The 12,460-nt window shown below is 57.5% G+C and carries 10 protein-coding genes; 6 read left to right on the top strand and 4 right to left on the bottom strand.

Translation table 11 applies throughout. The annotated features are described in order from the left end of the window. The first annotated feature begins 56 nt into the window (after positions 1-56). The 5 genes from ACSAMM_RS15590 (at position 57) to ACSAMM_RS15570 (ending at position 5,975) form a co-directional block, all read left to right on the top strand. Entirely contained in the window at positions 57-1,199 is a 1,143-nt protein-coding gene (locus ACSAMM_RS15590; RefSeq protein ID WP_457792287.1) for an iron-containing alcohol dehydrogenase, read from the top strand. 145 nt (positions 1,200-1,344) lie between these two features. Further along, positions 1,345-2,172 (top strand): sugar phosphate isomerase/epimerase family protein, encoded by an 828-nt coding sequence (locus ACSAMM_RS15585; protein ID WP_457792286.1) that lies wholly within the window; start codon positions 1,345-1,347, stop codon positions 2,170-2,172. Positions 2,173-2,381: 209 nt separating this feature from the next. Continuing rightward, positions 2,382-3,146, top strand: a complete 765-nt coding sequence (locus ACSAMM_RS15580; protein WP_178720634.1) for an alpha/beta fold hydrolase — start codon at positions 2,382-2,384, stop codon at positions 3,144-3,146. Between the two features lie 80 nt (positions 3,147-3,226). Next, positions 3,227-4,765, top strand: coding sequence for a UDP-N-acetylmuramoyl-tripeptide--D-alanyl-D-alanine ligase (locus tag ACSAMM_RS15575; RefSeq protein ID WP_457792284.1), 1,539 nt, complete (start codon positions 3,227-3,229; stop codon positions 4,763-4,765). Positions 4,766-4,781: 16 nt separating this feature from the next. Further along, positions 4,782-5,975, top strand: a complete 1,194-nt coding sequence (locus ACSAMM_RS15570) for a D-alanine--D-alanine ligase family protein (RefSeq protein ID WP_457792283.1) — start codon at positions 4,782-4,784, stop codon at positions 5,973-5,975. A 133-nt stretch (positions 5,976-6,108) separates the two neighbouring features. Here the strand turns inward: ACSAMM_RS15570 and ACSAMM_RS15565 are convergent, their stop codons facing one another. The 4 genes from ACSAMM_RS15565 to ACSAMM_RS15550 form a co-directional block, all read right to left on the bottom strand. Further along, on the bottom strand, positions 6,109-7,047 hold the full coding sequence (locus ACSAMM_RS15565; RefSeq protein WP_457792282.1) for a hypothetical protein: 939 nt from the start codon (positions 7,045-7,047) through the stop codon (positions 6,109-6,111). Between the two features lie 70 nt (positions 7,048-7,117). Beyond that, complete coding sequence (locus tag ACSAMM_RS15560) at positions 7,118-8,545, bottom strand: hypothetical protein (RefSeq protein ID WP_457792281.1); 1,428 nt, start codon at positions 8,543-8,545, stop codon at positions 7,118-7,120. Between the two features lie 309 nt (positions 8,546-8,854). Continuing rightward, entirely contained in the window at positions 8,855-9,379 is a 525-nt protein-coding gene (locus tag ACSAMM_RS15555; protein WP_457792279.1) for a hypothetical protein, read from the bottom strand. A 106-nt stretch (positions 9,380-9,485) separates the two neighbouring features. Then, on the bottom strand, positions 9,486-9,863 hold the full coding sequence (locus ACSAMM_RS15550) for a hypothetical protein (protein ID WP_178720626.1): 378 nt from the start codon (positions 9,861-9,863) through the stop codon (positions 9,486-9,488). 328 nt (positions 9,864-10,191) lie between these two features. Between ACSAMM_RS15550 and pflB the strand changes: the two genes are divergently transcribed. Then, positions 10,192-12,408: a formate C-acetyltransferase gene (pflB, locus tag ACSAMM_RS15545; RefSeq protein ID WP_178720624.1), complete on the top strand. Its 2,217-nt coding sequence runs from the start codon at positions 10,192-10,194 to the stop codon at positions 12,406-12,408. Positions 12,409-12,460 lie beyond the last annotated feature (52 nt).

Raw genomic sequence — 12,460 nt, 5'->3', positions numbered from 1 at the left:
AAAACAAGTTTTACCGGCCATTAACAGGATTTTCTTTAAAACGGGAGGCTACTGCGATGGACTTTACTTTTTATATGCCGGTGCGGGTGCTCAGCGGCCCCGGCTGCGTCCGGGCGGGGGGCGAGCTGCTGCGGGGGCTGGGCCGCCGCTGCCTGGTCATGACCGGGGGCCGCGGCGCCAAGGAAAGCGGCGCGCTCGACGACGTGCTGGACACCCTGAAGCAGGCCGGGGTGGACGCCACCATCTTCCCCGGCGTGGGGCAGAACCCCCTGGCGTCCCAGTGCCAGCAGGCCGCCTATGCGGCGGAAATCTGCCGGGCGGAGTTCGTGGTGGGCGTCGGCGGCGGGTCGGTGATGGACGCCGCCAAAGCCGCCGCCTGGCTGGCCGCCAACCGGGTGGAGGATACCGCCCGCCTCTTCGCGGGCACCCTGCGCCGCCCGCCCCTGCCCCTCGTCCTGGTCGGGACCACCGCCGGCACCGGCAGCGAGGTAAGCCCCACCGCGGTGCTCACCCTGGATACGGATATGCCCGGCCTGGGAACCGCGGGCCGCAAGAAAAGCATCACCCACCCGAGCTGCTACGCCCGTTACGCCTTCGCCGACCCGCGGTATACCGCTTCCCTGCCCCGGAAGCCCACCGTTTCCACCGCCCTGGACGCCTTGGCCCATGCCGTGGAAGGCTACTGCAACCCCGCCTGCGGCGACGTGGCGGCCGCCTGTGCCGAGAAAGCCCTGCCCCTGATAAGCGGCGGGCTGCGCTGGCTGGCGGAGAATCCCGGCCTGTTGCCGGACGAGGCGCTGCGGGAGGAGCTGCTGTACGGCTCTCTGTGGGCCGGCCTGGTGCTGAACGCCATGGGCACGGCCTACCCCCACCCCTTCGGCTATATCCTCACCGAGGATTTCGGTATTCCCCACGGCATGGCCTGCGCCGTGTTTCTTCCCTCTCTCTCCCGCCGGGCCGAGGCCTTCGTGCCCGCGCGGGCCCAGCGGCTGTTCACCCTTTGCGGCGGCCGGGAGGCGTATTACGGCCTGCTGGAGGCCCTGATCGACGCGCCGGTGACCATGACGGAAGAGGCCGTCCAGGTCTATGCCGCCCGCTGGGAGGGGCTGAAAAACCTGGAACGCACGCCGGGCGGCTTCACCGTGGAGGAGGGCCGGCAGCTGTTTCGTGAGCTGTTTGTTCCCCGGCAAGAGGCGTGAGGCGGAATCATCTATATTTCGATGTATATGCAACTATATTTGGGTTTCCCGCCCAATCTCTTGTTTTTTAAAAAACGGAGCGGTACAATCGGGGTATCGGGAGGGAAAGCTCCCCATTTTATACCATATCGGGAGGTTGAACCGCATGATTCAGAATATGCCGATCGCCCTGCAGCTGTTTTCGGTGCGCGACGAGCTGGCCGCCGATTTCCGCGGCACCCTGCAAAAGGTGAAGGACCTGGGCTATGAAGGGGTGGAGTTCGCCGGCCTGCACGGCCGGGATCCCCAAGAGATCCGCGCCATGCTGGACGACATCGGGCTGAAGGGCATGTCCGCCCACGTGCCGCTGGACGAGCTGCTGGCCGATATCGACAAGGTGGTCGAGGACTACAAGACGCTGGGCTGCCGGTACATCGCGGTGCCGTGGCTGGACGAGGCGCGCCGCCCGGGACAGCCTGGCTACCCGCAGGTTCTCGCGGATATCCGCGCCATCGGGGAGGCCTGCGCCGCCAAGGGCATGACCCTGCTGTATCACAACCACGATTTTGAGTTCACCAAGGTGGACGGCGCGTACGCCCTCGACCGGATGTACGCCGACATCCCCGCCGCCCTGCTGCAAACGGAGCTGGACACCTGCTGGGTCAACGTGGCGGGGGAGAGCCCCGTGGCCTATCTGAACAAATACGCCGGCCGGGCGCCGGTGGTGCACCTGAAGGATTTTGTCATGCCGGGGAAAAAGCCGGCCCATATGTATGAGCTCATCGGCGTGGACGACGCAGGCGCGCCGGGGGAGGACGAGGTGTTCGAGTTCCGCCCGGTGGGCTACGGCGCCCAGGATTTCCCGGCCATCATCGCCGCGGCCGCCGCGGCCGGCGCCAAATGGGTGGTCGTTGAGCAGGATCAGCCCAGCCTGGGCAAAACCCCGCTGGAATGCGCGGCCCTGAGCATCGCCTATGTGAATTCCCTGCAATAATGGAAAACCGCCGCCTCCTGCCGAATAAGCAGGGGGCGGCGCTTTTTTATAAAGCCTGGTTCGGCCGGGCCTTTTTTATTAAACCCTTTTGGGATGGGCCATACTATTGGAAACTGGCATATGTAAAGAATTCCCGCCGTATGATTGAACTGCGGCGGCGACTATGGTATAGTGGATAGGCATCAGGAATTTTTTAGGGAGGGGCCGGCATGAACCTCACAATCGACGGGCGGCAGGTGCAGTATCTCGATAAGGGCGAAGGGCCGACCCTTCTGTTTCTCCATGGCTGGGCCGCCCCGGTGGAAACCTACCGCCTGCTCACCGATCATCTTTCCGGCTACTGCCGGGTGGTCGCCCCCGATTTTCCCGGCTTCGGCGGCAGTGAGGAGCCGCCCGTCCCCTGGGACGTGGACGGCTATGTGGATTTCACCCTGAAATTTGCCGCCGCCCTGGGCATCGAGCGGGCCGTTCTGATGGGCCATTCCTTCGGCGGCCGGGTGATCATCAAGCTGATGAACCGTCCTGGTCCGCCCCTCGAGGTGCCGAAAATCATTCTGATGGACGCGGCGGGCATCAAACCGAAGCGCCCCCCGTCCTATTACTGGAAGGTGTACTCCTTCAAGGCCGCCAAGGCCTTTTTCCGCCTGCCCGGCGTGCGCCGCCTGTTTCCCGACGCGGTGGAAAAGGCCCGTGCCAAGCGGGGCAGCGCCGATTACCGCAGCGCCTCGCCTCTCATGCGCCAGGTGATGAACCAGGCGGTGAATGAGGACTTGACCCCTCTGCTTCCCGGCGTCGCGGCCCCCACCCTCCTGATTTGGGGGGAGAAGGACACCGCCACCCCCCTGTCTGACGGCCAGCTGATGGAGAAGAAGATCCCCGGCGCGGGTCTGGTTGTCCTGGCCGGCGCGGGCCACTTTTCCTTTGCCGACCGCTGGCCCCAGTGCAGCCGGGTGCTCGATTCCTTCCTCAAATAGGCTCTAAGAAAGGCTGAATAGTTTGAAAGAAAGGCATTCGCCTTTCTTTCAAACTTCCTGCGAAAGGATGAGTCATAGCCATGGAACTTGCCGCGAAAATCGCCATGCTTGTCGCCTGCGCCTTCAACTTTGGGGTGCAGTCGCTGTATTTTACCCACATGCTCCAGCTCAATTCCTACCGGAATGAGCGGTATCGCAAATGGTGCCGGGACAACGAGACGAAGCTGGTTTCCGTCCGCCGGATCCTGCCGGTTCTGCTCATTCCCGCCATGTATCTGCCGGTTGTCTGGGGCTACGGCGCGGCGGCGGCGATCCTGCTGCTCACCGGGCTGCTGAATCTGCCCAAAAAGGCCAAAAAGCCCCTGGTGTTTACCAACCGGGTGCGCAGGATTCTGGCCACCCAGGCTCTTCTGCTGGCCGCTGTGCTGACCCTCTCCTTCTTCTCCGCTTACCTGCGGGCCATCGGCTTCACCGCCCTGTTTTCCCTCATCATCTGGGCCTGGACGTGGCTGGCGAACACCATCAATCATCCGTTGGAAAAGCATATTGCCGGCGGCTACGTCAAGGATGCCCGCGCCCGCCTCCAGGCCATGCCGAACCTCATCGTAGTGGGCATCACCGGCAGCTATGGCAAGACCAGCGCGAAGAACTTTCTCCACGACCTCCTGGCCGTGGAATACAACGTCCTCATGACGCCCGAAAGCTACAACACCACCATGGGGGTGGTGCGCACTATCCGGGAGAGGCTGCGGCCTTCCCATCAGGTGTTTATTGCGGAGATGGGGGCCAAAAACCCCGGCGATATCCGGGAAATCTGCGACCTGGTTCATCCCCGGTACGGCATCCTCACCTCCATCGGGGAGCAGCATCTGGAAACCTTCAAGACCATCGACAACATCATTGCCACCAAGTTCGAGCTGGCCGACGCCATCCCGGCGGACGGCTGCGTGTTTCTCAATACCGACAACGATTACATCCGTGCTCATCCCGTCGGCGTTCCCCACGTCGCCTACGGCACCGCGCCGGATGCCGATTACCGCGCGTCCGATATTGTGGTGGACGCGGGGGGCTGCGCCTTCACCGTCACCGCCCCCGACGGGGAGAGCCAGCGCTTCACCACCAAGCTGCTGGGCGGGCACAATATCCAGAATCTGACCGGCTGCATCGCCCTGGCCCATCGTCTGGGCATCCCGCTGAGCAAGCTGGTCTATCCTATCCGGATGCTGAGGCCCGTGGAGCACCGGCTCCAGCTGCTGCCTAACGGCTTCATCGACGACGCGTACAATTCCAACCCCGCCGGCTTCCGCAGCGCGCTGGACGTGCTGGCCGGCTTCGACGCCCAGCGGGTGCTGGTCACCCCCGGCATGGTAGAACTAGGGGAGAGGCAGGAGGCCCTCAACCGGGAGCTGGGGGAATACGCCGCCGCCCGCTGCGACTACGCCGTGCTGGTGGGGGAGAAGCAGGCCCCGCCCCTGAAAGAGGGGCTGCTGCGCGGCGGCTTTCCGGAGGAGCGGATTTACGTGGCCGCCACCCTGCAAGACGGGCTGGCGCATCTGAACGCCCTGCCCGCCGCCCCCCGGATCGTCCTGCTGGAAAACGATTTGCCGGATAACTTTTAAAGGAGTTGGTTGACAGATGAAAACCAAGATAGCCGTCCTGTTCGGCGGGCACAGCGTGGAGCACGAGGTGTCCATCATTTCGGGCCTCCAGGCCTTCGCCGCCCTGGACCGGGAGAAATATGACCCCATTCCTCTGTACATCGGGAAGGACAACGCCTTTTACACCGGCGAGGCGCTGGGGAACATCGACAGCTATAAGGATATGAAGGCCTGCCTGGCCGCTGCCACGCGGGTGCTGCTGGTGCCCGGCGAGGCCGGCGTGGAACTGATCCGCTATCCCATGAAGAAGTTCGGCAACAACGTGGTGGGCAGCTTCGAGGTCGCCCTGCCGGTGGTGCACGGCACCAATGTGGAGGACGGCACCCTCATGGGGTATCTCGAAATGCTGGGCGTGCCCTACGCCGCCAGCGACCTGACCAGCTCCGCCCTGGGGATGGACAAATTCGCCATGAAGGCGGTGCTGCGGCAGGCGGGCCTGCCCGTGCTGGACGCGCTGGAATTCACCGGCAAGGCCTACGCTTTAGACCCGGACGCCATCCTGTCCCAAATCGAGGAAAAGGTGGGGTATCCCGTCATCGTCAAGCCGGTGAACCTGGGATCCTCCGTGGGCATTTCCAAGGCAAAGGACAGGGCTTCCCTCCGGGACGCCATGGACCTGGCCGCCTCCTTTTCCCCCCGGATCCTGGTGGAACGGGCGGTGGAACATCTGCGGGAAATCAACTGCGCCGTCCTGGGCGATTACGAAAGCGCCCGCCCCTCCGCCTGCGAGGAGCCGGCCGGCGCCGATGAAATCCTCAGTTACCGAGACAAATATCTCTCCGGCGGCAAGGGCAAGGCCGGCGGGGATAAGGGCGGCATGAGCAGCCTCAAGCGCCGCTGCCCGGCGGAGATCCCCGACGAGATGACCGCCGAGGTGCAGCGCCTGGCCGTGGCCACCTTCCAGGCCCTGGGCTGCTCCGGCGTGGCCCGGGTGGACTTTCTCAACGATAAGGAGACCGGCGGCCTGTGGGTCAACGAAATCAACACCATCCCCGGCTCCCTGGCCTTCTACCTGTGGGAGGCGGCGGGTACCTCTTTCACCGCCCTGCTGGATGAGATGCTGTCCCTGGCCTTCAAGCGGGCCCGCGAGCGGGAAGCCCTGACCTTCACCTACGAGAGCAACATCCTCTCCGGCATCTCCCTGGGCGGCTCCAAAGGCGGAAAAGCGTAATATTTATTCTGTATACAAAATCCGGCAGCCCTGTTTTGGGCTGCCGGATTTTTAATGAATGGTTAGAGACTGAGCTTAGTAGGACAGGCTATGACATAAAAAATCGGCGCCAGAGGCTGGCGCCGATTTAGGACTACTCCGATTGGTAGTCGCTATAGGCCGTATTCGCTTCATCGGCTTCTTGAAGCAGTCTGTCGACATCTGAAGCATCGATGGCAATCCGGGTAGTAATAAGATACTGCGTCATCTCACCCTGCTGACTATATCCTTGCAGTTTGAGAATAATTCCGGTTTGTGCATCCACGTATAGGGTGAATTGGTGAATCTGTAATTTGTCATTGGCATATGCCGAGGGCATTCCCTGAAGCACAAAACAATTTCGGTCTAAGAAAACGTCTCCCCCAACTAGCTCCCAGCTATTTAAATCTGCCAACAAATTGAATGCGAGCTCTTGAGAAAAGAGACTCGTGGAGGCAATACCTGTATTTGTTAAGTCGTATCGATAACGATATTCCTTGACCCCGTCCTGGCCGCTATGAATTCTATTGTCAATGAAAGAACGCTGCGGATCCGCTATTCCGTAGACTGAGGTATTCGGTTCATAGGATAGGAGGCGATTGTCGACGGGTAGCATAGAGGATACGATTCGAACGGTCTTTGCTCGGTTATCATACGTTGTAAATACAGCGTCTTTAAAATATTGCTCCAAATCCAGCGAATCTCCGGATATCCGTTGATAGGAACGTTGAGAATCAATATTGGTTACATATTTTACAGTGGTTTCTCCCATTCCCAATAGGTTGGTTCGAAATTCCCCTTTAGCTGTTTGAAAATAATCTACGCTGTTGATGATACCGTTTAAGAGCTTCGCTTTTGTGTCTTCGTTCTTTGGCAGCTTTTGTATAAGTTCTATCCAATTGCTTGAGATATTTTCTGTCTGCTCCGGTCTTTCGTCGCGTGGGTTTGAAGGAACGGCAGCGTTTGTGAGAGAGGCTCCGTTTACAAGAAGTCCTGAACATATGGACAAACTGACCATAGCTATACAAGCACCTATTCTTTTATGCATTTTCACTGTTATTCTCCTTTCTATATAGAGTCTATATTAGTTTACGCAATATTATCTAGAAAATTCATACAACAGGTTAACGTATCGTATACGTGTAAACTCGTATGCCGTCCGCGCCGGTATAGCCGCTCGCATTACCAGATGGAGATACTGATACAGATTGAAAAGAAAAATAATTGGGCTCTTCATAACTAGTATTTCTGGATACTTCGGGAAGCGTGTTCCATCCACCGGGAGCCGTTCTCTGATTTACACTGTGAATACGATAATACGCATTTACATTGCCTGCATAATAATTAGCAGCAGGGTCGGTAAAGGAGTTATCATATAAATATACGCTCAACGAAATGTAAACATTCCATCCACTGTGTACATTGCGCATCGTATGATTGCTATGATATTCATACCCACTATTTTTATTACTTGCCACTTCACGTCTTGCATCGCCATTATATAGATTCTTGTTGACAGTCAAATATGTCGGGAAGCCGCTCCTGCTGACATTGACAGCGCTGGCTATCGTGTCGTTATCGATCAACCAATGGGAGTAATACATTTCACGGGAAGAGCCTTCTGAATATCCCACGTCCGGATTAGCTAATCTAGGTGCCACCTTTTCCACACTAAAATCACCGGTGCAATTGTAATCTCGACCACTGTCTTCGACATAATCGGAATACTTATCCATGCAGTTTTGGAATTTCAAAGTAGAGATCGCTGGTTCGTCAATGGATATTTCTTTTGTTTCAAGATACTGAACCAATTCGTTTTGACTGTTATATCCTTTTAAATCCAAAAGAATTCCCGTAAATTTGTCAACCAAAAGAATGAAGGTCTGGAATCCCAATTTTTCTGCATAATATGTATCCGTGTATCCTTGAATTTCCAAACATGTTCTGCCTGCAAACTCTCGTTCACCTTGCAGAGACCAATTCTCTTTATTGCCTAGTAAACCAAATGTTAATTCTTGAGAGAAGAGGCTCATTCCTGCAAGAGATGTATTGGTCAGGTTAGAACGATAGCGATATTCTTTTGTTCCATCCGGATTGGTTACAATGCGTTCTTCAGTTCCCCTCGCTTTCGCGTTAAATTCGATCCCTCCCGTCGCCACGCTTTTTTTACCGGAAGTTAAGCGTTCGTCAACAGGAAACATGGTATCAATTCTTTCATATGAGCGCATACGATTATTATATACAAGCTCTTGATAATCAGAATAATACGATTCTTTATTTGTCACGGTATCTTTAACAGATTGGTATGCAGTTTGAGCGTCGATATCTACCTGATAATCCACAGTTGTTTCTTCGTTTTCATTGATGAGAGTCGTAACAAATTTCCCGGTTGCTGAATTATAATAATCAATGCTATTAAGCATAGCATCCAAAACAGAGCTCTTTTGTGAGTCATAGTAATTCTCATCCGCTTGTACAATTCCGCCAAACAAGGAGGACACTAAAAAAATAAGCGATAAACTGGAAATTGTGACTTTTGCTTTTCTTTTCATTTTTATCGACCTTTCTTATTTTATTCAAAGTATCCATGGGTTTGTGATAGCGATTAATCATCTTCTTGTCTTATATAACCAAATATTAACATAGAATCTTTATTTTGTCAACGTGATTTTATTTCAAAGTATTGTGATTTTTGTTATACAATCTCGAATATAAAGAAATAATATAAGCAAATCTATTGGTAATATAAAGACGAAATAGTGGCTATATATAAAAAATCCCCTCTTAGCCTAGACATCGTGTCTAAGGCTAAGAGGGGGCGCTGCTTGAGGTGGAAATGCCAATTGTTTAGCTATGTTTAGTTACGGCTGCTGGCCGTTGTTCTGGCCGGGTGCCTGGGTGCCCGTGTACGCGGGCTGCTGGGGATAAAGGGGCTGCGCCGGGGCGGCCGGCTGCACGGGCTGGGCGGGCGCCGCCTGGGTGTATACCTTCTGCTCAAGCAAGCCGAAGGCCCGGTTGGCCAGCTTAGACACCAGGGGAAGCCCCGCGTCCTGCTCCTTGACCACCTTGGTGATGGCGATGATGCAGAACACCAGGATAATCAGGGAGACCAGCCCGGTGATGCCGTTGAAGACAACGGAAACCGCCGTGCCTACAAACGGGATGGAACGGAATACGTTCAGAATGTCCAGCACGCTTCCGACCAGGGACGACGCCAGGGTCAGGAAAAACGCCTGCATCACCTGCTTGGACAGCCATTCGTTTTTCTCCGCCAGAATCACGAAGCCAAGCAGAAGCCCGCACAGCAGCGTCTGGCCCAGAAAGGCCAGCACGAACGCCAGTACGGCATAGAACCACAGACACACACCGAATTTACCTTTTTGCATGAGAGAAACCCTCCATTCGTATAATGGCCCCCGTCCGTGGGACAAGACGGCCTTTTTTCCAGTATAATCAACCGTCCGGATTTTTACAACCAGCCCCGCCGTATTTTTACGAAAAAATGCGGAAATCTTCATATTTGACAAGAAATGGCGCGGATTTTTGTGTGGGCGTGCCCGCGGCATGTGGGGCGGTACCATCGATAATGCCGGCCTTCAGCGCGGGCACCAGCACCCCGTCCAGGGAGCCGGGGTCGGAGGAACAGTGGATAGCCTCCACCTCCAGCCCCCGGTCGGTCATGGCGGTCATTACCGCCCGCATGAGGGAGTTTTTTCCCGTGCCCGGGCCGCTCTTAATAATGTAGGCCCGCCAGCCGTCGTGGGGAAAGTACAGATCGTCCAGATACCCGACGAATCCCACCGGCGTGTTGGCCCCCAGGAAAAAACGGACGTCCGCCGCGTTCGCCGCGTTCAAGTTGGCTTCGTTCATGCGAATCACTCATCCTTTCTCTCTCGCCGGACGACACGCCGCCCTTTCGAGCGATCCGCCCCTGTCTCTCGCTCCGGCTTTCCTTCCATGCTATTCCGTTTCCCCCGATTTGGTGCGGATTTCTCGAATCCCCCCTGCATTTTCCCCCGCTTTTCCCATTTTTGTCCGCCTTTCAATATGTACAAAAGTATACCATACTAGTATACTTTATTTTTCATTCCCTCCATTGAGAATCGCGGTCGAATTTGGTATACTACAAGCATAGAGACGCCGCCGCGGATCCGCCGCGGCGGGAATTCCCTTGCGATGCGAAAGGATAGGTAGCCCCATGAGCGAATTTAAATCCGGCAATTGGCAGAAATACATCGATGTGCGGGACTTCATCGCCCGCAACTACACCCCCTACGACGGGGATGAGAGCTTCCTCGCGCCCCCCACCGCGCGCACCAAGGCCCTGTGGGATGAGGTGTCCGCCCTGATGAAGGAGGAAACCGCCCGGGGCGGCGTGTACGACATCGACACCCACACCATCTCCGGCATCGACGCCTACGCCCCCGGCTACATCGACCGGGAGAAGGAGCAGGTAGTCGGCCTGCAGACCGCCGAGCCCCTCTGCCGTGCCATTATGCCCTTCGGCGGCATGCGGATGGTGCGGGGCTCCCTGGAAGCCTATGGCCGGGAGCTGGATCCGGAAATCGAAAAGGTGTTCGAGTACCGCAAGACCCACAACGACGGCGTGTTCGACGTGTATACCAAAGAGATGCGGGCCGCCCGGAAGTCAGGGGTCATCACCGGCCTGCCCGACGCCTACGGCCGGGGCCGGATCATCGGTGACTACCGCCGCGTGGCCCTGTACGGCGTGGATCACCTCATCGAGGAGAAGCAGCATTCCCGGGACGACGCGGATTTCAGCGTCATGGACTCCCGCGCCATCCGCCTGCGGGAGGAGCTGGCCGAGCAGGTGCGGGCCCTGGAGGCCCTGAAGCGCATGGCCGCCTCCTACGGATTCGACATTTCTGTGCCCGCCAAGGATACCAAGGAAGCCGTCCAATGGCTGTACTTCGGCTACCTCGCCGCGGTCAAGGAGCAGAACGGCGCCGCCATGTCCATCGGCCGGGTCTCCACCTTCCTGGATATCTACGCCGAAAAGGATCTGGCCGAGGGCCGCTATACCGAAAGCGAGATCCAGGAGATCGTCGATCATTTCATTATGAAGCTGCGCATGGTACGCTTCCTGCGCACCCCCGCCTATGACGAGCTGTTTTCTGGCGACCCCACCTGGGTGACGGAATCCATCGGCGGCATCTGCACCGACGGGCGGCATATGGTCACCAAAATGTCCTTCCGCTTCCTGCACACCCTGACCAACCTGGGCCCCGCGCCGGAGCCGAATATGACCGTGCTGTGGAGCCCCCGCCTGCCTGAGAATTTCAAGCGCTACTGCGCGAAGGTGTCCATCGAGACCTGCTCCATCCAGTACGAGAGCGACGAGCTGATGCGCAAGAAGTTCGGCGACGACTACGGCATCGCCTGCTGCGTGTCCGCCATGCGCATCGGCAAACAGATGCAGTTCTTCGGCGCCCGCTGCAACATGGCCAAAGCCCTGCTGTACGCCATCAACGGCGGCCGGGACGAAAAGAGCGGGGTGCAGGTGGGGCCCGAGCTGCTGGCCTGCCGGGGCAAATACCTGGACTACGACGATGTGATGAAGAAGTTCGACACCATCCTCGACTGGCTGGCCCAGCTGTATATCAATACCCTCAACGTCATCCACTATATGCACGACAAATACTGCTACGAGAAGATCCAGATGGCCCTGCACGATAACGAGGTGCTGCGCACCATGGCCTGCGGCATGGCGGGCCTCTCGGTGGTCTGCGATTCCTTGTCCGCCATTAAGTACGCCAAGGTGCGCCCCATCCGCAACGATGACGGCCTGGCCGTGGACTTCGAGGTGGAGGGCGACTTCCCGAAATTCGGCAACAACGATCCCCGGGTGGACGACATTGCCGTGGACGTGGTCAAGACCTTCATGCGCAAGCTGCGCAAATGCCCCACCTACCGTGAGTCGGTGCATACCCTGTCCATCCTGACCATCACCTCCAACGTGGTGTACGGCAAGAAAACCGGTTCCACCCCCGACGGCCGGAAGGCGGGCGAGCCCTTCGCCCCCGGCGCCAATCCCATGCACGGCCGGGACAGCCACGGCTGCGTGGCCTCCATGATGTCGGTGGCCAAGCTGCCCTACGATTACAGCGAGGACGGCATCAGCTACACCTTCTCCATCGTCCCCGGCGCCTTGGGCAAAAGCGAGGAGGAGCAGGCGGATAACCTGGTGGGCCTGATGGATGGCTACTTCAACGAGAGCGGGCATCACATCAACGTCAACGTCCTCAACCGGGAGCTGCTGCTCGACGCCATGGATCACCCCGAGCAGTATCCCCAGCTGACCATCCGGGTTTCCGGCTACGCCGTCAACTTCGTCAAGCTGACCCGCGAGCAGCAGCTGGACGTCATTAATCGGACGTTCCACACGCGGTTCTAATCCGGCAAAGAGCGCTTGAGGAGGTGTGGAACGTCATCGTTCCACACGCGGT

The sequence above is a fragment of the Anaeromassilibacillus sp. SJQ-5 genome (assembly GCF_054108045.1).
This window is presented reverse-complemented; position numbering and strand designations above follow the sequence as displayed.

Coding starts and splice junctions, on each gene's coding strand:
- ACSAMM_RS15580 (WP_178720634.1), top strand. CDS start 2,382: ATGAACCTCACAATCGACGGGCGGCAGGTGCAGTATCTCGATAAGGGC.
- ACSAMM_RS15590 (WP_457792287.1), top strand. CDS start 57: ATGGACTTTACTTTTTATATGCCGGTGCGGGTGCTCAGCGGCCCCGGC.
- ACSAMM_RS15555 (WP_457792279.1), bottom strand. CDS start 9,379: ATGCAAAAAGGTAAATTCGGTGTGTGTCTGTGGTTCTATGCCGTACTG.
- ACSAMM_RS15575 (WP_457792284.1), top strand. CDS start 3,227: ATGGAACTTGCCGCGAAAATCGCCATGCTTGTCGCCTGCGCCTTCAAC.
- ACSAMM_RS15570 (WP_457792283.1), top strand. CDS start 4,782: ATGAAAACCAAGATAGCCGTCCTGTTCGGCGGGCACAGCGTGGAGCAC.
- ACSAMM_RS15585 (WP_457792286.1), top strand. CDS start 1,345: ATGATTCAGAATATGCCGATCGCCCTGCAGCTGTTTTCGGTGCGCGAC.
- ACSAMM_RS15550 (WP_178720626.1), bottom strand. CDS start 9,863: ATGAACGAAGCCAACTTGAACGCGGCGAACGCGGCGGACGTCCGTTTT.
- pflB (WP_178720624.1), top strand. CDS start 10,192: ATGAGCGAATTTAAATCCGGCAATTGGCAGAAATACATCGATGTGCGG.
- ACSAMM_RS15560 (WP_457792281.1), bottom strand. CDS start 8,545: ATGAAAAGAAAAGCAAAAGTCACAATTTCCAGTTTATCGCTTATTTTT.